This is a genomic window from Prochlorococcus sp. G4PB17 (genome assembly GCF_059772445.1).
In genome coordinates, this window is the sequence record NZ_CM186288.1 from 320,946 (window position 1) to 347,485 (window position 26,540).

At 30.4% G+C, this 26,540-nt stretch carries 25 protein-coding genes and 1 tRNA gene; 17 read left to right on the top strand and 9 right to left on the bottom strand.

Features of this window, described 5'->3' with window-relative positions; genetic code table 11:
• Complete coding sequence (gene cobN, locus AC6EJB_RS01735) at positions 1–3,774, bottom strand: cobaltochelatase subunit CobN (protein WP_498492012.1); 3,774 nt, start codon at positions 3,772–3,774, stop codon at positions 1–3.
• Positions 3,775–3,845: 71 nt separating this feature from the next.
• On the opposite strand from cobN, the gene AC6EJB_RS01740 reads away from it, so the two are divergent.
• Positions 3,846–4,760, top strand: a complete 915-nt coding sequence (locus AC6EJB_RS01740) for a branched-chain amino acid transaminase (RefSeq protein WP_498492013.1) — start codon at positions 3,846–3,848, stop codon at positions 4,758–4,760.
• A 63-nt stretch (positions 4,761–4,823) separates the two neighbouring features.
• Positions 4,824–8,372, top strand: coding sequence for a methionine synthase (gene metH, locus AC6EJB_RS01745; RefSeq protein WP_498492014.1), 3,549 nt, complete (start codon positions 4,824–4,826; stop codon positions 8,370–8,372).
• Positions 8,373–8,407: 35 nt separating this feature from the next.
• On the opposite strand, the gene AC6EJB_RS01750 is transcribed toward metH, so the two are convergent.
• Positions 8,408–8,635 (bottom strand): DUF8667 family protein, encoded by a 228-nt coding sequence (locus AC6EJB_RS01750; RefSeq protein ID WP_498492947.1) that lies wholly within the window; start codon positions 8,633–8,635, stop codon positions 8,408–8,410.
• 509 nt (positions 8,636–9,144) lie between these two features.
• Between AC6EJB_RS01750 and AC6EJB_RS01755 the strand changes: the two genes are divergently transcribed.
• Positions 9,145–9,981: an ATP adenylyltransferase family protein gene (locus AC6EJB_RS01755; protein ID WP_498492015.1), complete on the top strand. Its 837-nt coding sequence runs from the start codon at positions 9,145–9,147 to the stop codon at positions 9,979–9,981.
• 14 nt (positions 9,982–9,995) lie between these two features.
• Here the strand turns inward: AC6EJB_RS01755 and AC6EJB_RS01760 are convergent, their stop codons facing one another.
• On the bottom strand, positions 9,996–10,175 hold the full coding sequence (locus tag AC6EJB_RS01760; protein ID WP_498492016.1) for a hypothetical protein: 180 nt from the start codon (positions 10,173–10,175) through the stop codon (positions 9,996–9,998).
• 170 nt (positions 10,176–10,345) lie between these two features.
• Here AC6EJB_RS01760 and AC6EJB_RS01765 point away from each other — a divergent pair, with 170 nt between their 5' ends.
• The gene (locus AC6EJB_RS01765; protein ID WP_498492017.1) at positions 10,346–11,404 is read left to right on the top strand and encodes a molecular chaperone DnaJ; all 1,059 of its coding nucleotides are present in this window, start codon (positions 10,346–10,348) and stop codon (positions 11,402–11,404) included.
• A gap of 716 nt (positions 11,405–12,120) precedes the next feature.
• Here AC6EJB_RS01765 and pheT read toward each other — a convergent pair.
• Entirely contained in the window at positions 12,121–14,595 is a 2,475-nt protein-coding gene (pheT, locus tag AC6EJB_RS01770; RefSeq protein ID WP_498492018.1) for a phenylalanine--tRNA ligase subunit beta, read from the bottom strand.
• 116 nt (positions 14,596–14,711) lie between these two features.
• On the opposite strand from pheT, the gene rpmG reads away from it, so the two are divergent.
• From rpmG to lptC, 5 genes are all read left to right on the top strand, one after another.
• Complete coding sequence (gene rpmG / locus AC6EJB_RS01775; RefSeq protein WP_011823694.1) at positions 14,712–14,909, top strand: 50S ribosomal protein L33; 198 nt, start codon at positions 14,712–14,714, stop codon at positions 14,907–14,909.
• 27 nt (positions 14,910–14,936) lie between these two features.
• Positions 14,937–15,158: a 30S ribosomal protein S18 gene (gene rpsR, locus AC6EJB_RS01780; RefSeq protein ID WP_011293874.1), complete on the top strand. Its 222-nt coding sequence runs from the start codon at positions 14,937–14,939 to the stop codon at positions 15,156–15,158.
• A 23-nt stretch (positions 15,159–15,181) separates the two neighbouring features.
• A complete protein-coding gene (locus AC6EJB_RS01785) occupies positions 15,182–16,465 on the top strand; it encodes a ribonuclease catalytic domain-containing protein (RefSeq protein WP_498492019.1) in 1,284 nt (427 codons plus the stop codon).
• A 64-nt stretch (positions 16,466–16,529) separates the two neighbouring features.
• A complete protein-coding gene (gene metG / locus AC6EJB_RS01790; RefSeq protein WP_498492020.1) occupies positions 16,530–18,074 on the top strand; it encodes a methionine--tRNA ligase in 1,545 nt (514 codons plus the stop codon).
• The gene (gene lptC / locus AC6EJB_RS01795; protein ID WP_498492021.1) at positions 18,074–18,733 is read left to right on the top strand and encodes an LPS export ABC transporter periplasmic protein LptC; all 660 of its coding nucleotides are present in this window, start codon (positions 18,074–18,076) and stop codon (positions 18,731–18,733) included. The genes metG and lptC overlap by 1 nt, the downstream gene beginning before the upstream one ends.
• Here lptC and AC6EJB_RS01800 read toward each other — a convergent pair.
• The gene (locus AC6EJB_RS01800; protein WP_498492022.1) at positions 18,719–19,336 is read right to left on the bottom strand and encodes a cofactor assembly of complex C subunit B; all 618 of its coding nucleotides are present in this window, start codon (positions 19,334–19,336) and stop codon (positions 18,719–18,721) included. The genes lptC and AC6EJB_RS01800 overlap by 15 nt on opposite strands.
• A 134-nt stretch (positions 19,337–19,470) precedes the next feature.
• On the opposite strand from AC6EJB_RS01800, the gene AC6EJB_RS01805 reads away from it, so the two are divergent.
• The gene (locus AC6EJB_RS01805; RefSeq protein ID WP_498492023.1) at positions 19,471–20,028 is read left to right on the top strand and encodes a bifunctional adenosylcobinamide kinase/adenosylcobinamide-phosphate guanylyltransferase; all 558 of its coding nucleotides are present in this window, start codon (positions 19,471–19,473) and stop codon (positions 20,026–20,028) included.
• Positions 20,025–20,525, top strand: coding sequence for a tRNA (cytidine(34)-2'-O)-methyltransferase (locus AC6EJB_RS01810; protein WP_498492024.1), 501 nt, complete (start codon positions 20,025–20,027; stop codon positions 20,523–20,525). Before AC6EJB_RS01805 ends, AC6EJB_RS01810 begins: the two co-directional genes overlap by 4 nt.
• Before the next feature lie 9 nt (positions 20,526–20,534).
• Here the strand turns inward: AC6EJB_RS01810 and AC6EJB_RS01815 are convergent, their stop codons facing one another.
• Positions 20,535–20,720, bottom strand: coding sequence for a hypothetical protein (locus tag AC6EJB_RS01815; RefSeq protein WP_498492025.1), 186 nt, complete (start codon positions 20,718–20,720; stop codon positions 20,535–20,537).
• A gap of 843 nt (positions 20,721–21,563) precedes the next feature.
• On the opposite strand from AC6EJB_RS01815, the gene AC6EJB_RS01820 reads away from it, so the two are divergent.
• Both AC6EJB_RS01820 and AC6EJB_RS01825 read left to right on the top strand, forming a co-directional pair.
• The gene (locus AC6EJB_RS01820) at positions 21,564–21,800 is read left to right on the top strand and encodes a hypothetical protein (protein ID WP_498492026.1); all 237 of its coding nucleotides are present in this window, start codon (positions 21,564–21,566) and stop codon (positions 21,798–21,800) included.
• 469 nt (positions 21,801–22,269) lie between these two features.
• Complete coding sequence (locus AC6EJB_RS01825; protein WP_498492027.1) at positions 22,270–22,461, top strand: hypothetical protein; 192 nt, start codon at positions 22,270–22,272, stop codon at positions 22,459–22,461.
• Positions 22,462–23,019: 558 nt separating this feature from the next.
• Here AC6EJB_RS01825 and AC6EJB_RS01830 read toward each other — a convergent pair.
• Positions 23,020–23,175, bottom strand: coding sequence for a hypothetical protein (locus tag AC6EJB_RS01830; RefSeq protein ID WP_498492028.1), 156 nt, complete (start codon positions 23,173–23,175; stop codon positions 23,020–23,022).
• 390 nt (positions 23,176–23,565) lie between these two features.
• Positions 23,566–23,706, bottom strand: coding sequence for a hypothetical protein (locus tag AC6EJB_RS01835; protein WP_498492029.1), 141 nt, complete (start codon positions 23,704–23,706; stop codon positions 23,566–23,568).
• A 132-nt stretch (positions 23,707–23,838) separates the two neighbouring features.
• Here AC6EJB_RS01835 and AC6EJB_RS01840 point away from each other — a divergent pair, with 132 nt between their 5' ends.
• From AC6EJB_RS01840 to AC6EJB_RS01850, 3 genes are all read left to right on the top strand, one after another.
• On the top strand, positions 23,839–24,045 hold the full coding sequence (locus AC6EJB_RS01840) for a hypothetical protein (RefSeq protein ID WP_498492030.1): 207 nt from the start codon (positions 23,839–23,841) through the stop codon (positions 24,043–24,045).
• 15 nt (positions 24,046–24,060) lie between these two features.
• Positions 24,061–24,201: a hypothetical protein gene (locus AC6EJB_RS01845; protein WP_498492031.1), complete on the top strand. Its 141-nt coding sequence runs from the start codon at positions 24,061–24,063 to the stop codon at positions 24,199–24,201.
• A gap of 985 nt (positions 24,202–25,186) precedes the next feature.
• Positions 25,187–25,260 (top strand) — tRNA-Met (locus AC6EJB_RS01850).
• 139 nt (positions 25,261–25,399) lie between these two features.
• Here AC6EJB_RS01850 and AC6EJB_RS01855 read toward each other — a convergent pair.
• Positions 25,400–25,807: a hypothetical protein gene (locus AC6EJB_RS01855; protein ID WP_498492032.1), complete on the bottom strand. Its 408-nt coding sequence runs from the start codon at positions 25,805–25,807 to the stop codon at positions 25,400–25,402.
• Positions 25,808–25,930: 123 nt separating this feature from the next.
• Here AC6EJB_RS01855 and AC6EJB_RS01860 point away from each other — a divergent pair, with 123 nt between their 5' ends.
• The gene (locus AC6EJB_RS01860) at positions 25,931–26,527 is read left to right on the top strand and encodes a peroxiredoxin (RefSeq protein WP_498492033.1); all 597 of its coding nucleotides are present in this window, start codon (positions 25,931–25,933) and stop codon (positions 26,525–26,527) included.
• Positions 26,528–26,540: the final 13 nt, after the last annotated feature.

A 26,540-nucleotide genomic window follows, 5' to 3' on the forward strand; every position in this document is an offset into this window, starting at 1 on the left:
TTATAAATTATTATTAGAAGTATAGTTTTCAATTTTACTATCTATATCTGATAGTAATTTTTTTATAGATGATATTTCTTCAATAGTTGCATTCGTCCAAAGTTTTCTGTTAGATGCTTCTAGTAATCTTTCAGCGATATCTCTTAAAGCCCAAGGATTGTTTTCACTAATAAAATTTTTCGTATTATTATTCATTAACCAATTATTCATTATAGATTGATAACACCAATTAGGAACTAAGTTTGTGGTTGCATCATAAGAGAATAAATAGTCAAGGCTAGCTGACATTTCAAAAGCTCCTTTATATCCATGTTCTTTAATCCCCTCTATCCATTTAGGGTTTAATAATCTGCTACGAACGACTTTATCAATTTCTTTTGAGAGTTTATGAATTCTTGGCCGTTGATACCTTGAAGTATCTGCAAAATAGGCTTGAGGATTTGTTCCACTAGTTTTTTTAATCGCCGAAATTAATCCACCCTGAAATTGATAGTAATCATCTGAATCAAGTATGTCATGTTCTCTATTGTCCTGACTATGAAGTACTACTTTTACTTTTGATAAATTACTTTCTAATCCATCTTTGTCTTTTATGATTTTACTTGAACCTTCATATCTCCATTTACTCCATTCAATAAAAGCATCAGCGAGTTCTGATTGATTCTCCCAAGATCCACTATTGATTATTTCTTGTAATCCTGCTCCGTATGATCCAGGGGCAGATCCATATATTCTTGATTTTGTATTTCCATTTCTATATGACTCAGCAAGTGGATTATTAGAAGAGGATTCTTTTAAATTCCCAATAAGGCTTTGACCTTTTCGAATTAATTCAATTATCTGTGGAAATGCATCCCTGAATAAACCAGAAATTCTTAATGTTACGTCTACTCTTGGTCTGTTCAATACACTGAGGGGAATGACCTCAACATCAACTACTCTTCTTAAAGTACCGTCCCATATTGGCCTTAAACCCATGAGAGCAAAAAGCTGACAAATATCTTCTCCACCATTTCTCATTGTTGAAGTACCCCAAATTGAAATAGCAAGGTGTGAAAGGTGTTCACCATTTTCTTGTAGGTAAAGTTCCATTATTTGTTCAGCACTTCTTTTCCCTAAGTCCCAAGCTGTTTCAGTTGGTATTGCTCTTATATCAACCGAAAAGAAATTCTTGCCTGTGGGTAAAACTTCTAATTTCCCTCTTGTAGGAGCCCCAGAAGGACCGCTAGAAATTCTTTTACCGTCTAAAGCCTCGAGAAAATTTGTTTTTTCATTAGCTGAACTAGTTAATAGTTTGGGTAAAATAGTATTTAGTAAATGATTTATAAAAATATTAGGTTTTTCATGATCTAGGTAATTTAAAATTTTACTATCAAGTTTTATCTTCTTTTTTGATTTATTCTTGTAATTAAGTATTTTAAAACAATGAAACTCTATTATATATTTCCCAATGTCATTCAACCAGTCAAGTACTTTACCGACTTTCCTAGCATTAATATCTGTATAGTCTTTAAATAAATCAATGTCAACTTGGTTTAAGTTTTTACTCTCTTCGTCACTCCAAGGGTCGAACGTAAAACCTAAATCTTCTGCTAAACATTGTGTAAGACCTGGAATATTTCCTGAAGGTACATTAGAAATTGTGAGTGTTAATTCTAATAATTTACTAATACTCTGATTAACTCCAAAAACATGAAGACCAGTTCTTATCTGAGAATTCTTAATTTCACATAAATAACTTTCTGCATCATCTATTAGCTCCTGTAAAATTAAAGTATTTTTATCTGCTTTTAATTTATTTGATTCAATACCTGGCCATGAATTTTTAATTAAAAGATCTAGTATCTTTTTTTCTAATAATTCATTTCTATTATCATTTATTAGTTTAGATTCATAATATTCATCAATTAGATTCTCAATTATTAGTAGATCATTAAAAGATCCGGCATGAGATAGTGGGGGGGTTAAATGATCTATAATTATTGCATGTGTTCTTCTTTTTGCTTGAGAGCCTTCGCCAGGATCATTTACAATAAATGGATATATATTTGGAATAGGCGGACAAAGAATAAATGGGAAACAATTATGACTTAAACCAACTCCTTTCCCTGGTAACCATTCCAAGCTGCCATGTTTGCCCAGATGTACTATTGCATTCGCTTTAAATGTGTTATTTAACCAACAATATTGTGCAATATATTTATGTGTAGGAGGTAAGTCTGGGGAGTGTAAATCAGATAAATTATCGCTCTCATAACCCCTATTTGACTGAATTAGAATTGTTATATTTCCAAAGTTTATTCCATTAATGGGAAATCCAGACTTTTCTAATTGAGCAGAATTAAGAGGGTCTCCCCATCGATTAGACACCTTTTCTTTAACGTTAGATTCGAGTTCTTTCCAATAAATTAAATAATCTTGAATATTTAAATATGATTGAGGTTTATTTGAGATTGTCTCTTCAGAATTAGTCCTATGACTTACTATCAGGTTAATTAATTCTTTACTATTAGAAGGAATATCTTTATTTCCTAGATTATATCCCTCATCTTTGAGCCAGTTTAAAATATTTAGTATGCTTTCGGGTGTATCTAAACCAACTCCATTCGCAATTCTTGAGTCTTTTACTGGATAGTTTGCTATCACGAGAGCAATCTTTTTATTTGAATTATTCGTTTGTTGTAGATAAATTAGATTTTTTATATATTTTATGCACCATTCAATATGTTTTTCATGTGGCTCTGTTTTATATACAGCAATTGATAATTCATTATCTGTATAAGTAAGGTTTTTAAATGCAACTGGAATTGTACATATTCGACCATCCACTTCTGGTAAAACAACTTGAATTGATAAGTCAATGGGGTTTAGACCTACAGTAGATTCTTTCCACTCAGTTATAGATGAGCTAGATATTAGTAATTGATATACAGGTATATCTAATCTATCCCACAGGTTTTTCTTCACATCATCATGTTTATATTCAACTGATGAAAATGAGGTTGTAGTTATTATTGCTTTTATGTTCTCTTTCTCTAATAAACTTATTATTTGATTCTCTATATTTTTAGATTTAAAACTTGTAATCCATATTATTTTAGCATTTAAGTTGTATTTATTAGATATATCTTTTATTTTATCAGCTAACTCTGTATTACCCGATTGTAAAAGTGATTTATAGAGAAATACAGCAATAGATGGGTTATCATTATTATTCCATTTCCATTTTATTAACTCATCTTGATATTCAATTATATCTTTATTTAAATTAATTTCTTCAACATCATTTATTTTCTCTAAGGTTTGAAGCATATAATTATAGTTTTTTAGACCTCCCTGATTTAAAAGTGTTTGGATTAAATCAACTTTCGCTTGATTTAAGCTACTGATTTCTTGAACATCATTTGCTGTACTTTCAATTCCAGAGACTACTATCAGATGTCTATTTGATTTTTCTAATTGCCATAAACCTAATTGTTCAAATCCATATGACCAATATGATCTAGACCCTAAAAATCTAACAACAATAATTTCAGCTGTATTACATGTATTAGATATATAGTGATCAATTGAGGCATTTGAAGATAAATAAGCTATTGGTAATGCTCTTATTTTATTTTTCCACTTTTTATTGTTAGGGAGCTTTAATACCGTAGATAGACAGGTTATATCAGATGTAGCGCTAGTTAGGAAGATAACTGGAGCTGATGGTTGTTCGATATATGTATTTTCTTCTTGAGGTTCATTCCCCGGAAGTGTGGCAATTCTATGCATTCATTTATTATGTGTAATTAGAGCAGTAAAAACTGAAATGCTGATTTCTTTCATCTTAGCTGGAACTAATAATGCATAATTTTCTTCCATTCGCTTGGTTTGAAGGGCAATGCATCCCATTTAATGAGGCGAAGCTATCTATAGCTACTCACGCACTTCATTATGGAACTGCAGCTTTTGGAGGAATGCGGGCTATTCCTGATCCAAATAATAGTAAATCATTTTTATTATTTAGAGCAGACAAACATGCAAAAAGATTATGTCAAAGTGCTAGATTTTTGATGACCGAATTAGATGAGGATTTTGTATTAAAGTCTCTTCAAACATTTCTTGTTAAAAATAAACCGACTCAACCTGTATACATCAGACCATTTGTATACACTAGTGACTTAGGAATTGCACCAAGGCTACATAATATAGAAACAAATTTCTTTATTTATGGAATAGAACTAGGTGATTATCTATCACCTGATGGGGTAACTTGTCGCGTTAGTAGCTGGACTCGTCAGCAAGACAATTCACTTCCATTAAGAGGTAAAATTAGTGGAGCCTATATTACTAGCTCGTTAGCCAAAACTGAAGCTGTAAAAAGTGGATTTGATGAAGCATTATTATTAAATAGTCAAGGAAAAATTAGTGAAGCCAGTGGTATGAACATTTTTATAGTCCGTAATGGTCAATTAATTACACCTGGTGTTGATCAAGATATTCTTGAAGGTATAACTCGCTCAAGTGTTATAGAACTGGCTAAAAGAGATGGTTTAGAAGTTATTGAAAGACCAGTAGATAAAACAGAATTGTTTATATCTGATGAAGTATTCCTTACAGGAACAGCTGCAAAAATTACCCCTATAAAAATGATTGAAACTATATCAATGAGCAAAGATATGCCGATAATGAATTCCTTAAGAACGAAGTTGACTAAAATTACAGAAGGTTTAGTTCCTGAATATGAAAATTGGGTTAAACGTATACGCATAGATTAAAATAAGAATATATAACTTATTTAAATTAATGATTTTCATTATTATAAGTTAAATATATAATTTATGACTGATTTTTTAGGCTATCTCAACTCTGAAAAGAGACCGATATTAGTCTTTGATGGTGCTACCGGCACCTCTCTGCAAGATCAACAACTTAATGCAGATGACTATGGCGGAGCTTCATTAGAAGGTTGTAATGAAAACCTTGTATTGACATCAGTCTCCAGCGTCGAAAAAGTACATGAATCATTTTTAAAGGCAGGTTGTGATGTAATCGAGACAAATACATTTGGTGCTACTTCAATTGTTCTAGATGAATATGGAATTGGTAATAAAGCTTATGAGATCAATTTAAAAGCAGCACAAATAGCAAGGAATGCTGCAAATAAATATCAATCAGCGGAAAAACCACGATTTGTAGCTGGATCTATTGGACCAACTACCAAGCTACCAACCCTTGGTCATATCAGTTTTGATGAGCTAAAAAATTCTTATATTGAGCAAGCTAAAGCACTTATTGAAGGCGGAATTGATCTTTTTATTATTGAAACTTGCCAAGATGTCCTTCAAATCAAGGCTGCTCTGCAAAGCGTAAATGAAGCTATTGGTTCTGGAAAAAAAATTCCATTAATGGTTTCGGTAACTATGGAAACTACCGGGCAGATGCTGATTGGTAGTGATATTTCTTCTATTACAACAATAATGGAGCCATTTAATATTGATATTTTGGGCCTTAATTGTGCGACTGGCCCGGAGGAGATGAAAGAACATATTAAATATTTATCGCAACATTCACCATTTCATATAAGTTGTATACCAAATGCAGGACTTCCTGAGAATGTAGGTGGCAAGGCTCATTATCGATTAACTCCAATGGAACTTAAGTTCCAACTTAGTCATTTTATTAATGATTTAGGAGTTCAACTAATTGGAGGTTGTTGTGGAACTAGACCTGAACATATTAAGCAACTTTCAGATTTATCAAAAGAGCTTTTATCTTCTGAGCAAAGATTGGTTACTCTTTCAAAAGAAAGATCGATAATTCCCGCTGCATCATCAATATATGAGTCTATTCCTTATTCGCAAGATAACTCTTTCTTGATCGTAGGTGAGAGATTAAATGCTAGTGGATCTAAAAAAGTAAGAGAACTCCTAAACGATGAGAATTGGGACGGACTTGTTGGTATTGCAAAATCTCAACTGAAGGAAAATGCTCATGTTTTAGATGTAAATGTTGATTTTGTTGGAAGAAATGGAATCGAAGATATGTCTATGTTAGTCAAAAGACTAGTTAATAATATTAATTTGCCTTTGATGCTTGATTCAACAGATTATGAAAAAATGGAGAGTGGGCTAAAACATGCTGGCGGAAAATGTATATTAAATTCTACTAATTATGAGGATGGACCAGAAAGATTCTATAAAGTAATTGATCTTGCTAAACGATATGGTTCAGCGGTCGTAATTGGAACAATTGACGAAGATGGAATGGCTAGGTCAGCTGATAAAAAAGCAGAAATAGCAACAAGAGCCTATAAAGATGCGACTGATTCTGGATTAAAATCTTATGAACTTTTTTATGATCCTCTAGCATTACCTATCTCAACAGGTTTAGAAGAAGATAGAAAGAATGGTTTAGAAACTATAAAAGCAATTAAGTTAATAAAAGATCAATATCCAGAAGTTCATTTAATCCTTGGGATTTCAAATGTAAGTTTTGGTTTATCTTCTAGTGCAAGAATTGTTCTTAATTCTATCTTTCTTAATGAAGCAATTAAGGCCGGTCTTGATTCTGCAATTGTTTCTCCCTCCAAGATTTTACCTCTAAACAAAATAAGTGAGGAAGAGATAAAAATTTGCATGGATCTTATTTATGATAGAAGAATATTTGAAAATAAAGTATGCACATATGATCCTTTAACAACCTTAACTAGTTATTTCGATGATTCAAAGACAATTTTAAACAAAAGTACAAATAATGATGATATTAAATTACCAATAGAAGAAAAACTAAAGAATCATATTATTGATGGCGAAAAAACTAATTTACATTCAAATCTTGATTTTGCGTTAAAGAAATATAAACCTTTGGTAATAATTAATGAATTTTTATTAGATGGCATGAAAGTTGTTGGTGAATTATTTGGCTCTGGTCAAATGCAATTACCCTTTGTTCTCCAATCTGCGGAAACAATGAAATTTGCTGTTTCTTATTTAGAGGAGTTTATGGATAAATCTGAGGTTAATCAATCAAAAGGAAAATTTATTATCGCAACAGTTAAGGGCGATGTTCACGATATTGGAAAAAATTTAGTAGATATAATTTTATCAAATAACGGTTATGAAGTTATTAATTTAGGAATTAAGCAAGAAGTCAATTCAATAATTAATGCTCAGAAGGAGCATAACGCTGATTGTATTGCCATGAGTGGACTACTAGTTAAATCTACTGCATTTATGAAAGATAATCTTAAAGCATTAAATGAAGAAGATATATCTGTGCCTATTATTCTTGGTGGTGCAGCACTTACTCCAAAATTTGTTAATCAAGATTGTGCAAGTGTTTATAGAGGGAAAGTTATTTACGGTAAAGATGCTTTTACAGATTTAAAATTTATGGATTCATATATGAAAGCAAAGGAATTAAATAATTGGGATAATATATCAGGCTTTAAAGAAGGTGCTCCTGATGGTATCACAATTGGTAATTATAAAAATACCAATAATGAAAATAAAATTAATATAAAAAAATTAAAAGATAAACCTATTGAAGATACCTCAAGATCAAAAGATATATCCCAAATAGATCCTATTAAACCACCATTCATAGGGCCAAGGTTTTTATTAGAAAAAGATATAGACATAACTAAAGTTTATAAATTCTTAGACCGTAATGCCTTATTTGCAGGCCAATGGCAAATGAAACGCTCCAAGCAGATGCCCGCTTCTGATTATAAGGACTTTTTACTTAAGAAGGCAGAACCTAAGTTAGATTACTGGATGAACAAAATAATAAATGAAAAGCTTATTAAACCATCATTAGTGTATGGATATTTTCCTTGTGGCAGAGTTGGTAATAATTTAAAAGTATATGATAAAGATCACCAAAGCCTTTTAGGTGATTTTTTATTACCTAGGCAAAGATCTGGAAAAAGATTTTGTATTGCAGATTTTTATAATGACTTAAATAACAATCATCCTACTGATTATTTGCCAATGCAGGCTGTAACAATGGGAGAATCAGCTAGTGAATATTCTCATAAATTATTTAGTCAAGATTCATACTCAGATTATCTATTTTTTCATGGTTTGACAGTCCAGCTGGCAGAAGCACTTGCTGAATATATACATTCTATTATTAGGATTGAATGTGGATTTGAATACTGTGAACCAGACAATATAAAAGATATTTTAGATGTTAAATATAGAGGTTGCCGTTACTCTTTTGGTTATCCAGCTTGCCCTGAAGTTTCAGATTCTAGAAAACAATTATTATGGCTTGATGCTAAAAAAATTAATATATCTATGGATGAAAGTGAGCAACTTCACCCTGAACAAAGTACAACAGCAATTGTTGCATTACACCCGGTAGCTAAATATTTTGGAATTTAATTTTTGTCATTTTTAAAGTAGCAAACGAAATTAGTTTAATTAATAATTTCATCCAGCGATTCTAAAACTTCCATTTGAAACTCTGCCATTGATTCTGAATCACTTAAATCAATTCCTTCCCCAGCAGCATTTTGAGTTAATTCTTGAAAGTGAAAAGCACCTTCGCCCGTTGCTAGAAACTCCATAGCAGATGTCTCCCCGCTCTCGCGAAAGGCATTGCACAGAGCCATGAAAGCTTCGTCTTCAGAAAAGTCCCAATCCATCGAGGACACATTACTGATTGAGGTTTTAACTCCTGCCCCCCTGCTTTCGTCAACCTTATTTGTCAATTAACTCAAACTATTTTGCAAATTGATAAATTTGAGTTTTGGCATGATGCCTTAAAACCTTTCCAGTACAAAGGATCTGGACAATGGCCTGAATTTTAATATTTTAAGGTTTAAAAATAAATTCTTTTTGATTTTTATTAATTTGAATATTCAAAAACATTTTTTTATCAATAACCATGAAGTTCTTTTAGGCAAACAAGCCTTCTCTAGATGGCTATAAATCGACTCTAGGGCGTCTAACCGATTGTTGGCATGCAATTCGTCATCCATTCCTTAGAAGGCTTATCAGGCATAAATTTCATCATTTCTAGAATGTTGCTTACCTTTTTTTGATTTGGTGTTTTTGATTTAGTAATTAGTTGATAAGCTTTTATTTAAATTTTATTATTTTAGGTTATTAATTATATAATCTTAATAGATTATTTAATAAAGGTCTATTTGAGGTGAAGAGCGAATCTATATGGTCAAAAGCTCTCGAGATTAGTAGAAAAGCGGTTAATTGCGGAGCTGTAATTCCTCTTAATACTGTAAAATATAAATCTAAAGAAGATTGTTGTGATTTTGAGCTTAGATTTCTCAAAAGTCCCATACCCAAGTATTTAATAGAATATGGTCCTAAACGAAATCCATTTATTCCTTGGGACACTAGATTAGAAATTCAGCCAATATATAATAAACATACATTAATATTAAATAAATATCCAGTACAAATAGGACATATGTTATTAATAACAAATAGCTGGAAACCACAAAATGGCTGGCTAACTGAAGATGATTTTAAAGCTATTCTAAATGTAGATAATGATACTACAGGTTTATGGTTTTTTAATAGCAGTAAAGAAGCTGGTGCTAGTCAGCCTCATCGACATTTTCAATTATTACCAAGACGTTATAATGAGAGCATTTGTCCTAGATATCAATGGTTTTGCTCTTTATTAAATAACACTATGGATAGCAATTCTGAAATTTCTCAATGTATTTCAATAAGACCAAGAAATAAATACAAGGACTCAAGCTCTAATGACTTATTTAACTCCTATAAATCTATGGTTAATGAGATGAGTATAGGTGAAATTAGTTTAACAAATAAACCTTTAAAACCATATAATTTACTAATAACATCCAATTGGATTGCACTTATAACTCGTAAAACTGATAGATCCAATGGATTTAGTATAAATGCTCTTGGTTTCGCTGGTTATTTTCTTGGAACAAGTAGATCTGATGTCGATACTCTTATTAAATTTGGTCCTGATAAAATATTAAAGGATGTGATTTAAGAAGTGGATTAAATTCAACTATCGACACTAGGAGTTGATGAATTCATTTGTTCTTCAAGTTTTGAGATAGAAGCTGTGATAGCAGCAAGTTTTCTTTCATAAGATTCTTTAACAGAAATTAAAAAATTTAGTTTCTTTGACTGAAAAAATCTTTTTCTTTCACTCCAGTTTCTGGATGATTCGCAGAAGTCCATTTCTGATTACGATTATATTCACTAGAAAATAATACATAATCATATTGATCGTTGTGACCGTAATTAAATTTTAAGATAATATATCGAAATTTCAAAATATTTTTCAATTAGAGATTAATTATATAAATTCAAAACTAAACGTGTGTTGCAGATAAAAAGGATATTAATATATGACTAGATATATGGATCTTGTGGCAGAAGGGGAAGGTAAGGAAGTTAAGAGAATATCAATTGATTTACCAATTGATCTAGTTGATGGTGTCGATCGACTTCGCAAAGAGTGGGGATTTAGGGCTAGAGGACTAGTTTTCGAAAGATTATTAGAGGTTATTTTATCTAATGATGTGGATGAAGATATCATTGAAAATAAACAACTAGATTTTAATACTAATAGTAATCATGATACTTCAACTGCTAAAAATGGAATAGATATAAGTAGCCAGGAAGAAAAAGCACTTGTGATAGTTGGAAATAAGAATATTAAAATAAAAAATGTCACTGTCAATGATGTCAAAGATAATAATGTTAAAAGTAATAAAAAAGATACTGTCTCCACAGGCATTGAATTACCGGGTTTTATTAGAAAACAAACTACAAACCTAAAGAAAAGTTTGAGTAAAGATAAAACTTTTAAAAATATGGAAGATACCTCGATAACCACTATTGATTTTGATGATTTGTTTAAAGCTAAAGATGCTGCAGAAAAACATTGGATCTATCTTTATGGGCAAAAACCGACTGAAAGTGTAATTGAGGCTTCAATGATATGGCTTGCTAGAGATATCTGGCCAAATGTGGATGGAACAGAAAATATTCCTTTTACATGGAATGCTGCTTGTAAAATGCTTAATTCCTATTGCATTGAATGGAAAATCGATTCAGTTACTTTTGATGATGTGGTTATTTTAGCGGGGGCGCTCGAAGATCCCTTTTCAACTAAAAACCTAAGAAGTAGAATCCCTACGCTTATTCGTAGATTCGTTAATAAATTCAAACGTAGTCAAAATGTAACTTCATTCCAAACGCTTGAATCTACTATGACTGTTCATGGTGCTCTCAAGTTATTGGGTTTGCCAACAAAGGCAGGATCATCTCTAACCCTTTCTTTCATTAGAGATGCCTATAAAGAAAAAGCTCTTTCCAATCATCCTGACGCTGGAGGGTCAAACGAAACCATGAGGAAACTAAACGAGGCATATCAATTACTCAAAGATCTATACAAAAATTAGACTCTCATGAGTCTTGGATTGGTCTTTTGTTGAGTCCTTTCAATAGACTTTTCTGAGATCGGTAAGATTTCTCTTTAGAAAAATAAGTTTCATTAGTTGATCAAGGATTGGAATCACAAGCAAACAGTAAGTTCTAAATATTATTTTCTTATAGATAAATATAAATAGATCAAACATATATGAAGTCATTTATCTCAATTCAAAATGCAAAATAATTTGATTTTATTTATACAAACCTGAAGAGGTTCTTTCGATTTAGAGCTGTTATGGGCAAAATATGTCCAAGTCTTGTCCAGTAGATAGTTGCCAGCTTTGTTGCACTGCTATGACTAATATTTTTTGCCTGCGTAACTGTTTTATAGACAGTTATGCCTACTCACGCTAGTAATATACCTATGGATTTCAATGGATTGAGATCGTTTCTGAAGTCGGCCTATTTAGATTTCTCATTAGTCTTTTTTAGGACTCTTTATGAGTCTTATATAGGTTCTTATATAAGATTTAAGGGACTAAGTTCTTGGCTTTGGATTGTGAAATATCCATTAAGTGGAGGTTTCGAACCTTTGTGATTTAAAAAAATCAATGAATAAAGAAACAATGCCAATAAGTCAAAAAATAGAAGTAGATTTTTAAAAAATTCTACGAAGGAGATCTATTGACTCTTATTATAGTCTTATAGTAGGACTACTTTCAAGACTCATCCTAGATAGGCGAGACTAGCTTCTTAGGTCTGCTTTTAATCTTTCCTTAAGAGCTTTTCGTATCTTTTCGTGAATTGGATTTATATCTTCTTCTACAAGTGTTTTTTTTGGATCTCTGTACTTTATTCTAAAAGCCTGGCTAACTGAATCCTCGGGAATAGTAGATCCCTCATAACGGTCAATCAGTTCCACTTTCTCTAAAAGTGGTCTTCCGGATTTTTTTATTAGATTTACTATCTCTAAGGAGCTATATTTTTTTGAATGAATAAGCGCAATATCCCTTTCCATAGAAGGAACAGTGGGGTAATCCTTGTAAATTCTTGTCCAATTTGTTTTCCTTGTCGCGGCTTTAATCAATGGATCAAATTCTATGTTAAATAAATAAGTTTGTTTAATTAGATCTAATTTTTCAGATAAGGAAGGGTGAATTTGTCCAAAGAAGCCAATACTTTTTCCTTCGACAAATAATTCAGAAGTGCGGCCCGGATGCATGAATTCTTTTTCAGTAAGTTGCTTATCAATAATTTCAATTCCTAGAACTTCAAGTGACTGTTTAAGTTTTCCTCTTGCTTCAAAATAATCTAATGATTGTTCTTTTGATGGTGTACCCCATTTACTTAATCGTTTATTACCAGTTAACGAACCTGCTAACAAATTAGTTTCTACAAAGCTTGCTTTATCTTTTTTATAAGTTTTTGCTATTTCAAAAATCCAACACCCTTCAGCACCAAATGATACATTTCTCTGAAGAATTTTAAGATGTTCATCCCATACATTAGTTCTTAATCTACTTGTCTCTGATAGTAATGGATTTTTTATTAATACAGCATTTACATCAGTATTATCAGGTCCAACAAGTGAAGAAGTAACTACTTCTTGAAAACCATTATGTTTAAGGGAATTTCGTAAACGTCTTTCAACCAAATTAGAAGGTGTCAATACTCCTGGCTCAAGAGGTTCTGGTATATTTGAATCAAAATTATCATATCCAATTAGTCTTGCTATCTCCTCTATTAAATCGATTTCTCTTGTTAAATCAGATGATCTGTATGGAGGAATTTGTACATTCCAACCACTTGAATTAGAACTAAGTTGGCAACCAAGCCTTGTTAGAAGTGGCTCAACATCATCCTTTTTAAGATAATCAAGAGTATTAGAATTATTTTCTGAGTTATTATTTTCTGTTCGACTCAATTTACCTAGAACCCTGTTTATTTTTTCTAATCTAAGTTTGACAGTAATATCTTTTTTAATAAATTCACTATTAACATGAGTCGATTTAATATCCCCACCTAACTCTAATGAAATAAGTTCACTAGCTCTTTTTGAGACTGCTGTTGTCATATTAGGTGATATACCTTTTTCGTATCTACTACTTGCATCAGTCCTGACCCCTATTTCTCTACTACTATTTCTAATTGATGTAGGAGTAAAGACAGCAGCTTCTAACCAAATTCTTGAAGTTTTAGCACTTACAGCACTATTATTTCCACCAATAACCCCAGCTATTGCAATAGGAAAATCGTCGCAGGTAATTACCTGTATATTTTGATTTAATTTATATTCTTTTTTATCGAGCGCAACAAATAATTCGCCTGATTTAGCATTTCTAATACCAAAATCATTGGGAATAACTTTTCTACCAACTATATTATCTAAAAGATCTGCATCAAATGCATGTAGAGGCTGACCTTGTTCAAGCATTAAATAATTTGTTATGTCTACGACAGGATTTATACAATTTTGTCTTAATGAACTTAATTTATGAAAAATAGATTTATTTATCTTTCCTGTATTGTCTATATTATCTATATATGTAAGTGAGTAAATAAATTCTGATCCTACCGTTTCTTTATCTTTTATTTGTGGATCAAATTTTTGAAAATCATTATTGAAATTTAAAATCGGTAATGTTAACTTTGAATTTGTTATAGTTGATATCTCTCGTGCTATACCAGCCATAGACATACCATCGGGCCTGTTAGCAGTAATAGCTAATTCAATTATTGTGTCATTCAAGCCAAGATAATCGACAGCATCTGAACCAATTGGAGGGATATTTGTTTTATTTTCTTCAAGAATTTCAATACCTTCATTACTACTTTCTATCCCTAACTCATTCAAGGAACAAATCATTCCTGCGCTTTCTACACCACGTAAATTAGATGATTTTATTTTTAAGGATTTTGACGATAAATAGGCCCCAACTTTTGCAACAAGGACGTGATATCCTGCTTTTACGTTTGGTGCACCACAAACAATACTTAGCTTTTTGGGTACACCTACATCTACTGAACAAACTTTGAGCTTTTCCGCATTTGGATGTGGAGTGATTTCATCAACAAAACCAATAACAACATTCTTGGCTTGGTCTGATAAGTCCTCTAATGATTCAACTTCAAAGCCAGTCATAGAAAGCTTCTCAGCCAATTCATCAATATCATTGTTAAAATCGACAAGATCTTTTAGCCAAGAAACTGATACCTTCATGATTTGTTCTGACAGGAGTTAAACATAGGTGCTCAAATGAATTTATAAAAAAGGGTGCTTAGCCTAGTAAGATTGTACTTTGTTTCCTAGACTCACAAAAGTTGAGCTAAGTTCATATGGCTAAAAAAGGTACCAGAATAGTGGTCACTTTAGAATGTACTGAGTCTAGATCTGTACCTAGCTCAGAAAAACGTTCTGCAGGAGTATCTAGATACACCACAGAAAAAAATCGTAGGAACACTACTGAGAGACTCGAACTAAAAAAATTCTGCCCTGAATTAAATAAGATGACTATTCATAGAGAAATCAAATAATTATTTCCTTTTATACATTTTTTAAAAATGACTAATTCACTATTCAAACAAAAGCTCTCTCCCATAAAGCCTGGAGATCCTATTGACTATAAAGACGTAGAATTATTAAAGAAATTTATTACAGATAGAGGTAAAATTTTACCTAGAAGACTTACTGGGTTAACAGCCAAGCAACAAAGAGATTTAACCACTGCCGTTAAAAGAGCAAGAATTATTGCATTACTTCCCTTTGTTAATCCAGAAGGGTAAGAAAATATTCTATTAATAATAGAATGTGCAATGAAATAATAGATAATGAAGTTAAGGATATAATATCTAGGTTTCAACAAAAAATTAATATAAATAATGATGTTCAGGACCTTACATATCTAAAAACTTATTCTATAGATGACTCTCAAACGTTTGAAATAGACGATGCTATTTCCTTAGAAGATATATCTTCTCAGAAAAAGTTATGGATCCACATTGCTTCCCCTACATCATATTTTGAATATCAATCAGCTATTGATAAGAGAGCTAGAAAGCTTATTTCAACTGTCTATTTATCAACTAATACTTATTACATGTTACCAGAAATTTTAATAAAAAATGTGTTTAGTCTAAGTGATAGAGAAAAAAGAGAATCTATAAGTTTAGGTGTTATTTTTAACTCAGACGGTAGTGTTGCCTGTACGGAAATAGTGCAGAGTATTATTAAAGTTGACTTCAGGTTAAATTATAAAGATGCTGATGAACTTATTGATTATGCCCCAAAAGAGGAAGAAGATTTAAGTATTATTTCTGCAATTTTACAAAAACGAAAATGTTGGAGAATGAGTTTAGGTGCTGTGGAAATATTAGAATCATTTGGGAAAATAATGGTAGAAGATAATAATCCCACCCTTGAGATAATAGATCCAACAATATCGAGACAATTAATAAGTGAAGCAATGATCTTGTATGGAAATCTAATTTCAAATTTTACTAAGTTAAATCAAATACCAGTTCCATATAGGGTTCAAGAACAAATGAATAAAATTAGTACTGAAAAAATACAAGATTCGGTAAATAGTGTTTTATCCAATTTTTTACTTAAGAAAACCATGGGTAAATCGTATTATTCAGTAAATCCAATGCCTCACTCGAGTTTAGGTTTAACATCTTATTTACATGCTACATCACCGATTAGACGATATGCTGACTTGTTGGTTAACTACCAAATAAATAGATTTCTTAATGATAAAGAACTTATATCTAAAGAAGAAGTTGAACAAATGACTCAGGATATTAATAATCAAGGTAGACAAAATATTATGAGATATAGAGAAGATCAAAAATATTGGCTAAGTAAATGGTTCAAAAACAACCTAATTAAGAATTATAATGTAATATTGCTTAGTTGGGTTAATAAATATAAAAATATTTGTATTCTTTACTTTATAGAATATCATTTTTCTACTATATGTAATCTAAAATCAAAAAAGAATATAAAAATCGGAGAGATTTTTATCGTTCAAAATATAGTCGATAATAATAATGATTTAATTTATTTTGAATTAATTTCATTATCAAAATAATCGATCAGCATAACTATGCAAGAGTTTTAAAAATACAATATAATAATCAGAATATATGGTGAATATGAAATACACAATTACAACCCCACTATATTATGTTAATGACAAGCCTCATCTAGGTAGTTCTTATACAACAATTGCTTGTGATGCAATAGCCCGATTTCAAAGACTTAATGGTAATTCAGTACTTTTTCTTACTGGTGTGGACGAACATGGTCAAAAAATAGAGCGAACAGCAGAAAGTAAAGACCTTCAACCTCAGGTACATTGTGATGAAATCACAGAAGAGTATAAGTATTTATGGGATAAATTAAACATTAGTTATGACCGTTTTGTGAGAACTACCTCTGAAGATCACAGCTCCTTAGTTCATCAATTTTATTCCAAAGTTTTGAATTCTGATGATGTTTATATGGGCAGACAAAATGGTTGGTATTGCGTTGGATGTGAGGAATATAAAGATGTGGACAAGGATGATAAAAGCCCAAGATGTTCAATTCATAATAAGGAATTAGAATGGAGAGATGAAGAGAATTTATTTTTTAAATTATCAAAATATCAAAATCAAATTGAAAATTTAATTCAAATTGATGGTTTCATTTCTCCTAAAAGTCGAAAAAATGAAATAATCAATTTTGTCTCAAAAGGTTTAAGGGATTTCTCAATTTCAAGAGTAAACTTAAAATGGGGTATAAATGTTCCTGGAAAAAAGGACCATACTTTTTATGTATGGTTCGATGCTTTATTAGGTTATATTAGTGGATCTCTTCGAGATCAGAACACTCCTGAACTCACAGAGGAATCGTTATGTAATTGGCCTGCAAATATACATGTAATTGGTAAAGATATACTCAGATTTCATGCAGTTTATTGGCCAGCAATGCTACTTTCAGCTGGGATGAAACCACCCGGAAGTGTTTTTGGACATGGGTTTTTAACACGAGAAGGGCAAAAAATGGGTAAATCATTAGGTAACGTCCTTGACCCCATTGAACTTTTGGAATATGGCGGTATTGATGCGATGAGATGGTATCTTTTGAGAGATATTGAATTTGGAGAAGATGGTGATTTTCAAATGAGAAGATTTGTAGATATTGTTAATAGTGATTTAAGTAATACTATTGGTAATTTGTTAAATAGAACAATCACAATGTCTAAAAAATGGTTTAATAATAAAATTCCATTAGACAACTCTTTATTAACGGAATCTCCTCTTAAGGTTCAATCAGAGATAACAATAAATGAATATATGCAATCATTTAAAGATAGCAATTTTAAAAATTCTGCAAATGCAATTATAGAGCTAGCCAATAGCGCAAATCTTTACCTAAATGACCGTGCACCATGGAAGCTAATTAAAGATAACACAAATAAAGATATTGTTGCTCTTGATATATATTCTGTACTTGAATCTTGTAGAATCATTGGAATATTGCTAAATCCGTTTGTTCCCAATTTAAGTACTAGAATATTAAATCAATTAAAAATCGATTCTTCAGCTATCAATTTTAAACATTCATTACATTGGGGTTTGTTAGATCCTGATAATGGTCTAGAGGACCCTTGTCCTGTAATGGAAAAAATCGAATTCAATGAGAATTCCGTATAGTGAAATATTTACGGATTTATTTTCTATTAATAATTACCATATTACCTCTATTTGGGTGTCAAAAATCAAATAGGTCTGTTACTCAAACAGATAATAAAAGCTATATTAATGATTTTGAGCTAGTTCAAGAAAATCCTAACAATAAAACCAGTGTAAGGATCACTAGTCCTAAAGCCATTATTGATCCAAAAAGTACTGATATTGAGATATTTAAAAGTACAATTGATATACTCAACAGAACTGGACAAGACTTTCAAGTTAAATCAGGACATTCTACGCTTAATAATCTTTCTAATATCATCACTGTTTTTAATAATGTAAACATATCATTTCTAGATAACGAGAAATTCTATATCACTACTAATTCATTTATTTGGGATTTAAATACATCAATTATAGAAATCAATAAGCCACTTAAAATCAACCTTGATGATACTTTAATTAATGCAACTAATGGATTTTATAATATTGATTCAGGCCTTCTTAAAATAGACAATAGTGAATTCAATAGATATATATATAATTTAGAAGGTGATGGGGAATATAAGGTAAAAGTCGAATCCGAATTTGCAAAATGGTTTAAAAAAGATAATACTTTAGTATTTACATCAAAGGACAAACAGGTAGAAACAACTATCAACTTCCTACTTGCTAAGTAGTACGTATAACTTATCAGACCATCCTGATATCCACTTTTCATCTGAATTAGTAAATGATCTCTTTGACCACCCCCCAACAATTGTTATGCCCCTATTTTCAAGAGGATAAACTATTACTGCAGGTAAATTATTTAAAACACCATCAAACTCTTCTCTTCCTGGAAATAATTCAGTATTAACTAATGAGATTAATCTTTTTTGGTCAATTGATCTTTTACATATTTCTCCAGGCTCGAATATTTTATCAGAGATCAATCCTCTTCTAAGTATTACTTTATTATCCCAGTATACTAATATTGTACTAGCTGCAGTTGCAGTAAGTATTTGCTTACTTCCCCACGCCAATTCGTTTCTTTGATCATCAGTTAATTCATTACAAAGTTCAAAGCCCTCCTTTCCATCCAAGCTGGCTTTAATAGATTGTTTAGGTTTAATCTCAGTCCAAAGATAACCTATAGTTATTAATGCTATTGAAGCAATTCCAGATATTGTCTCTGCTCTTATTAATGTTGGATTAACTTGATTAGCAGTAGCAATATTTATAATTGATAAAATTAATATAAAACATCCAAATATTATTACTAAGTTAGAAATTTTATACATTTATCTATCCTATCAAGTTTAAATAAATATATTGATTCTTTATTATACATATAATCGCCTACCTTTAATTTTTAATTTATATCGATATAATATATAAAAAACACTATTAATAGATTTATCCAATAGCTCATAATATGATCGCACCAATAGCCAAAAATTATAAAGGTCTCATATCAATTACTGGACCGACAAGAAGTGGTAAAAGTAAATTAGCTGAATTTTTAATATCGGAGCAAGATTCCGTCACCTACATAGCAACGTCAAAACCAAGACCAAATGATCCAGATTGGCAAAAAAGAATCGATCTACACAGGAAGAGAAGACCTGATAGCTGGACGCTCATTGAGCATCCAAAAGACATCTGTAAATCAATTGAATCGATTAGAGGAAATCAGTCAATTTTAATTGACTCATTAGGTGGCTTAGTTGAGCAGCATCTAATAGAAGATGACGATCAATGGAATAATTACCAGACTAAATTTCTTTACTGCCTTTCAGAGGGTGATATATGCATTATTGTTGTTACCGAGGAAGTTGGGTGGGGAATTGTTCCTGCCACACGTATAGGTCATTTATTTCGCGAAAGACATAGTACCCTAACCTCATTGTTAAGTCGCAAATCTAAAAAAAGATGGCTTGCTGTGAATGGGACTGCAATTGACTTAGATAAAATCGGTTATGTCATACCATGAATTCATTAAATAGTTTTAGACCAAGAGTCGCATTATTTGAACCAAGAATTCCTCAGAACACTGGAACAATAGGTAGATCATGCTTAGCCTTTAATATGTCGTTAGATATTATTAAACCAACTGGCTTTAGCTTTGAAGATAAATATTTAAAAAGAGCCGGTTTAGATTATTGGCCAAATGTTGATGTTCATTTATATGATTCATTCGAAGAATATAAAAATTCATTTCCCTATTCTAGAATCATAGCCTTAACAAAAAAAAGTCATAATTCAATTTCAAATATTATTTATAAAAATACAGATATACTTTTATTTGGCAGAGAGGATACAGGGTTACCCGATCAGATAATGAGCAAGTGTGACGTTGTTTCTGGCATACCAATGCCTGGTGGTGAGAATCAATTAAAGACAGGAGGAGTTAGAAGTTTAAATTTATCTGTAGCCTGCGGTATAGTCAGTTATTCTGCATGTTTACAATTAAATCTATTAGGAAAATAACACGACTTATTATCCAAGATAATTACAGTATAAAACACCGTCATTTATTACATTATTCTCATCAACCTCTAACCATTCCTTATATTCATCATAAAGAGCTTCTCTATTTATGCCTTTCAGGTTATCAAGTCGTGTTAGAGAAGAATTAAGCATAACCTCCACTGCTTTTACTGCTCCAGATTTCTTTGAATACATAGAGGTAATTATTCTTTTTTTATAATAAGTGACCCATAAAACTATTTCAGTTTCATTTATTACAATATTGGGTTAAATAAAGATTATTAGTAATATTATTAGATGGAATTGATTTATGTATTGATTAAATCAGATAATAATTTTATATAGGAAAATCTTTTTAAATAGAATTAAATCACTTTAATTATGATTAGAAATCAGGAAATATCTATGTTCTATATTGATAACCACAACTTAAATCCATAAAAATCCTTCAAAGGTTTTAAATATTGCTTATTTCAGTAAATAATTCTATGTATAATTTGAAAGCTGCAAATAAATCAACATTTTAATAATTACAGTACATATCGAAAAAAAAAAAAAAAAAAAAACGATTAAGTTAATAAACTAAGCCCGAGGATGAAATCAGGATATTTAGTCGACTCGTCATTAACTCTGTTGGGATTTTCAGCCACTGAGCTTCTTGCTGTATTAAAAATAGCAAGAAAATGGAATGAAGATTATAAAAAAATAAAAATGTATTAAATACAAATCTCATGGTACTCCAGACCTTCCATAATCTGGGAAAAACAGAGCTGTAGCAAATGAAGCATATGAGTTAAAAAGCTATATTAAATTTAATTGCTATTATTTGAAAGTGTGAATTCAATTATATTTAATATCATAATTAATAAATCTATTGTCATTTATATAATGACTAATCAAATACCCGCATTAATTGGTTTATTAAAACCAAAAGCCAATCCAATAAAAGGTAATTATTGCAATTTATCAGTATAAATATATTCAATTGCTTTACAATTATATCAGGTCTATAATCATAGAAATAAATAGCTGAAAGAAATGAATTTAATTGATTATATGAAAAAAATGACTATTAATATTAGAAATTTATTACCTTACTTACTACTAATTGCAATATATTTCTTTTTTGTAAATCTAGAGGCTAAAAAGGAGAATATGCAAAATAAAACTTCAAAAGAAAATTATAAAAAAGAAAAAGTCTTATCAAAAAATGAAATAAGGAACTTTAATAATAACAAAGTGATAGAAATACCAGTAATTCCTTACAAAAACTAACTATAGTATTTTTGCATAATCTTTAAAGTTCTGTCTTTTAATAATTCAGCTTGTCTTTTTTCAGCTCTATCAAGCTGTTTTCTGATTTCCAAACAATGTTGACAGTTACAATTCATTTTCGATGTGAATGGTAATTAATAATGGATTTTGAATTAAAAAGACTTTCTTCTAAAATAACTAATAAAACAAAATTTTCAAGCATGATATGTTAATTAAATTTTAATTTAAATCAAAGAATAGAAAACTATTGTAATTCTGATTTTTAAATTCAAACACAAATTGTTATTCTTTAATTATATCTACTTTTTTATTATACCTTAATTTCATTCTTAATCAATAAACTTGATAAATATTTATTTTTATTTTCTGAATAATAAAAATTCCAATTCATACGCTTAATATATATCTTATTGTTAAATTAATTAATATTTTTTCCTCTCTTTACTATGATAATTAAATAAATATATTTATGATTAGTAAATTGTTTAAGTTAAATACTAACAATTCATTTTCTTTGATTGGCCTTGATAAAAGAGCATATTTAGCAATTCAGAATCATTTTCGTTTAAGTAATTATCAAATGTTGATACTTATTTGGGTAAAAGGAGTATGGACAGGATTGCTTATCGCACTGGTGCTTCATTATTTTATTTCTGAATAATATTAAAATCTGACTTTTTTGCAATTTTATTTTTATAATAAAAGAGAAATTGAGTATAGAATTAGTTATTAAAATGTTAATACCTTTTTGGTATTACTCTTCACCCCGGTATCCTTACTTGGAGCGTAATAGGTATTTTGAGTTTAGGTTTTGTTGTAATGTTTGGCTTTCCTCTGGTATGGGGGATTATCAGGGACTATTCACCAAAACGCTGGAGAATGGCTCAAACTCAAGGATTCTACGTAAAAAGAGTAAGAAAACATGATAAATCTATTTTTTAACCTCTCCCTTGTTTAGTTAAAAAGTTCATTTCACCAAGAATTAAAGTATATATGGCTAATCAGTGTAAAAATATCTAATTCCTTATTTTTCTAAAAATTAAAATGATTTATGAGAGGGCTTAGTAGACAATATTAATCTTATTTTATTTTTTGTCTTTATTACCTTTTTCGATGTTCTTATAGATTTAGGTAGAAGAATAATAGATAAAATAATTAAATATATTTTTAGTAAAAATATTTCAGGGATTGTGCATTAATTTATACGAAATCATATTTTTTAGTTATTGTTTTTCTTTTGAAGAACTTTCTGTGTTTCTGCTCTAGAAATACTTGCTTCAATCTGAGCTAAAACCTGTTGCAGTTCTGCTGTTTTATTAAGTGAATTCTCAGCCATAGATCTTAGTTTTTTAAGTTCTTTAGATGCTGTTTTCATATAGTAACTGAGAAATCAAAGGCGATGAATTATTCAATGGTAAGTATCAAATGCTTTTAAATAAGATACATTAAATAATCTGCCAAATATATTCATGATGTCAATAGGAATAATTCAAATAAATAATTTTTTATCTTTCGTTTGTCTTGACTTATCTTTTATTTGATAGGACTAAATCATTTAGTTCAAATTAATGATCTATAAATATTTATCTAAATATTAAATGATTATTAAATTATAGAATTTAGTTGTCTTTGCCTTTCTTTTCTGAGTCTACTGGTCGAACTGGTTTAGGAAGAAGCATGGTAAAAACTAATCTCTGTATATATTTATAGACGTTTTTACAGGGACGTAAATAAGAATACAAGCTTTGAAACTTCTTTTTACATCTTATCTATTGTTGCGTCCTTTCTCAGTGACCTTTTGATTTCCTTTTCTTGACAATATTGCCTCTAGTTGAGCTAGGACTCGTTGTAGCTCTGCTGTCTTGCTTAATTGTGCTAAGGAGATTTCACTTATTGAGTTTTTCATAGAAAACAAAATTAGCATTCGAGTTAACGGCTTTCAATAAAATGAAGAAATCCAGACAGTACATACAAGAAAAAGCTAATATCTGATGGTTCTTGTAATTTCCATAACCTTTGCTTATTTAGGAGTTTATCTATGACTGATGAATGGAAACCGGTAGATTCTCAAGTTTTAGTCGATGCATGGGAAGAAATAAAAGACTGTGCGGAAGGGATTCAAAAAGATTTAGCATGTCCAGATGAAACTATTTCAAAAATGCTCAGATCTGTAGCTGAAACATTTGAGAATACTGTTGAGGATATTCTTGATAAAGCAGAGGAAGACTGGGAGGAAGATAAATAGTTGTATTATTTTCAAATGATCCCAGATTTCTTCCAATCATCCGAAATAGCTAGTCATTTTGATAGCTGGAAAACAATATTAGGGTTAATAATTGTTTTATTTGCGACATTCATTGGAGTAGAAATTAGAATCGGAAACGATGAAGAAGAACAATAAAAGTATCTGAATCACTAAATTTATCTTTTATCCATTAGTAATAAGATATTTATAATTAACTTATAAGCGGAAAAACTTTAATATTTTATGCTAAATAATTTATAAAATAATGTAGTCTAGAAAAAAATGGATGTATTGAAGAACGTAAAATGCATAATTATTTGAGGATGACGAAGCTTACTGTTGGGGAAGCTTCAATATGTTCCTATCACCCTCATTTAATTAATAGCAATATATTTAATTATTGGCAACAATGGCATAAAAAATTGTTTCTGGAACTCAATTGATAGTTAATAGCGAGTTTACTTTAAATATATTTATAGCAATAATTTCATATTAACTCATATGGCTATTTCGATACGAAGGCCTTCTTTCCCCATGCTTTATGCTTACTATCAAGGTCTGATAGGGAATTTCTTTGTGCGTTTAATTTCAGTAAATAAGAAACTTTTGAAATTCTTGTTTTTTTTATTTTTTCTGAATGATCGCTAAATTGTTGATATGCCTCTAAGTAGTCTCCATTCATTTTTCATAAAAGAAAATATATAATCCATACTTACTACCTTATTAATTAAAACGATCGTACTTTAATATTGTCTTTCTCTTTGCTTTACAATTTAAAAAGTGCCGTTTATTTGAAATTCTGTAAATTTTTAAAAAATAATTTTTGATCAGATTCAGCATTAAAATACAAACATAATTAAAAATACCTATAAACGACTGGTCCAAAAATCAAGGACTGAAAAATTACCAACTTTTAGCTACTAGATCAAAGCGATCATAAGACCAAAACAACATTTTTCGTCTTTTTAAGTCTTTTAGTAGTCTCATTCAAACTTTAGTTCTAAAGATTTCTTCCGTACTTGACCATCCTGAATTATCATAGATTTTGAAAACCAATTGGTTGATGGAACAATGTGACTCTTTTCAGTGAAGCATTCCTGAAAATGAGCGACATTAATACTTTTTCCAATTTTTTCAGTCTGTCAGTGTAGCTCAGCTGGTTAGAGCACAGCATTCATAACGCTGAGGTCGAGAGTTCAAGTCTCTCCACTGACATAAATTTTTTTATATGAATAATTAGTTATTTTCATCTATTATCATTTAATTTATTTAATAATTATTTTTATAGTTATTGTAATTTTATTCTCAATTTGTAGAATTAAGTATATTAAACATCTTTAAATATCTTATAACACTATTTCATATCTATTTGCTCCAACCTAGTTTTAAATGTTGATGATGTATCATTCTCATTAGTTTTATTATCAATAATTACTTTGCTTTCTCTCTTTTCATTAGTTGATTCATTATTATTATAAATAGAAAAATTCTTTGAGTTATTGAAACTTATTGTTGATTTATTAATGTGGGTGTCCTTATTTAAATTTGAATTGTTTGAAATGGATATATTTTTAGTGTAACTTTTATCTGTATTTTCATTTTTATTAGGATTAATGTCATTATTCGGATTTGATATAGTCTGCTTTTTTTTATTTAATGGATACTTTTTAACTTCACTTCTCAACTGATTTAACATCTTAAAGTGATTAGAAGAACTAAATTTTTTAACAAGGGAGGAATCCCAACTTATTTGATCATTCATTTTTAATAATTATGGTCGGTTAGCTAAAATGAGAAAGTTTTCTGGTCTCTTCATGATAAATTATAAAAAGGAAAAGGGGAAGTTCTCCAGCCTCTAAACCAATCAAAATACGAAATTATTTCCATGACGACAAATGAATGCCTAAGGGTAGGTATGCAAGCTCCTGATTTTTCAGCAACTGCAGTCGTAGATCAAGAATTTAAAGATGTCACTCTCTCCCAGTACAGAGGTAAATATGTGGTTCTGTTTTTCTATCCACTAGATTTTACTTTTGTTTGCCCTACTGAGATTACAGCTTTTAGCGATAGATATAGTGATTTCAGTTCTAAGAACACTGAAGTATTAGGAGTATCAGTTGATAGTAAGTTTACACATTTAGCTTGGATTCAAACACCAAGAAATGAAGGAGGAATTGGTGATATTAATTATCCACTTGTTTCAGATCTTAAACGTGAAATTTGCCAGGCATATAACGTATTAAACGAAGATGGAGAGGCAGATAGGGGCTTATTCATCATTAACCCAAGTGGTGTAATTATGCACTCAACTATCAACAAGGCACCAGTAGGTAGAAATATAGATGAAACGCTACGAATTCTACAAGCCTATCAATATGTAGAGTCTCATCCAGATGAAGTATGTCCTGCAGGTTGGACGCCAGGTGATAAAACAATGAAGGAAGATCCTAAAGGAAGCAAGGAATATTTTTCTGCACTGTAGATTTATTAATTAA

Bases quoted from the DNA above. Each gene is read 5' to 3' on its own strand.
- cobN (WP_498492012.1), bottom strand. From the start codon at position 3,774: ATGCATAGAATTGCCACACTTCCGGGGAATGAACCTCAAGAAGAAAAT.
- AC6EJB_RS01740 (WP_498492013.1), top strand. From the start codon at position 3,846: ATGCATAATTTTCTTCCATTCGCTTGGTTTGAAGGGCAATGCATCCCA.
- metH (WP_498492014.1), top strand. From the start codon at position 4,824: ATGACTGATTTTTTAGGCTATCTCAACTCTGAAAAGAGACCGATATTA.
- AC6EJB_RS01750 (WP_498492947.1), bottom strand. From the start codon at position 8,635: ATGGATTGGGACTTTTCTGAAGACGAAGCTTTCATGGCTCTGTGCAAT.
- AC6EJB_RS01760 (WP_498492016.1), bottom strand. From the start codon at position 10,175: ATGGACTTCTGCGAATCATCCAGAAACTGGAGTGAAAGAAAAAGATTT.
- AC6EJB_RS01765 (WP_498492017.1), top strand. From the start codon at position 10,346: ATGACTAGATATATGGATCTTGTGGCAGAAGGGGAAGGTAAGGAAGTT.
- pheT (WP_498492018.1), bottom strand. From the start codon at position 14,595: ATGAAGGTATCAGTTTCTTGGCTAAAAGATCTTGTCGATTTTAACAAT.
- rpmG (WP_011823694.1), top strand. From the start codon at position 14,712: ATGGCTAAAAAAGGTACCAGAATAGTGGTCACTTTAGAATGTACTGAG.
- rpsR (WP_011293874.1), top strand. From the start codon at position 14,937: ATGACTAATTCACTATTCAAACAAAAGCTCTCTCCCATAAAGCCTGGA.
- AC6EJB_RS01785 (WP_498492019.1), top strand. From the start codon at position 15,182: ATGTGCAATGAAATAATAGATAATGAAGTTAAGGATATAATATCTAGG.
- metG (WP_498492020.1), top strand. From the start codon at position 16,530: ATGAAATACACAATTACAACCCCACTATATTATGTTAATGACAAGCCT.
- AC6EJB_RS01800 (WP_498492022.1), bottom strand. From the start codon at position 19,336: ATGTATAAAATTTCTAACTTAGTAATAATATTTGGATGTTTTATATTA.
- AC6EJB_RS01805 (WP_498492023.1), top strand. From the start codon at position 19,471: ATGATCGCACCAATAGCCAAAAATTATAAAGGTCTCATATCAATTACT.
- AC6EJB_RS01810 (WP_498492024.1), top strand. From the start codon at position 20,025: ATGAATTCATTAAATAGTTTTAGACCAAGAGTCGCATTATTTGAACCA.
- AC6EJB_RS01815 (WP_498492025.1), bottom strand. From the start codon at position 20,720: ATGTATTCAAAGAAATCTGGAGCAGTAAAAGCAGTGGAGGTTATGCTT.
- AC6EJB_RS01820 (WP_498492026.1), top strand. From the start codon at position 21,564: ATGAATTTAATTGATTATATGAAAAAAATGACTATTAATATTAGAAAT.
- AC6EJB_RS01825 (WP_498492027.1), top strand. From the start codon at position 22,270: ATGATTAGTAAATTGTTTAAGTTAAATACTAACAATTCATTTTCTTTG.
- AC6EJB_RS01830 (WP_498492028.1), bottom strand. From the start codon at position 23,175: ATGAAAACAGCATCTAAAGAACTTAAAAAACTAAGATCTATGGCTGAG.
- AC6EJB_RS01835 (WP_498492029.1), bottom strand. From the start codon at position 23,706: ATGAAAAACTCAATAAGTGAAATCTCCTTAGCACAATTAAGCAAGACA.
- AC6EJB_RS01840 (WP_498492030.1), top strand. From the start codon at position 23,839: ATGACTGATGAATGGAAACCGGTAGATTCTCAAGTTTTAGTCGATGCA.
- AC6EJB_RS01845 (WP_498492031.1), top strand. From the start codon at position 24,061: ATGATCCCAGATTTCTTCCAATCATCCGAAATAGCTAGTCATTTTGAT.
- AC6EJB_RS01855 (WP_498492032.1), bottom strand. From the start codon at position 25,807: ATGAATGATCAAATAAGTTGGGATTCCTCCCTTGTTAAAAAATTTAGT.
- AC6EJB_RS01860 (WP_498492033.1), top strand. From the start codon at position 25,931: ATGACGACAAATGAATGCCTAAGGGTAGGTATGCAAGCTCCTGATTTT.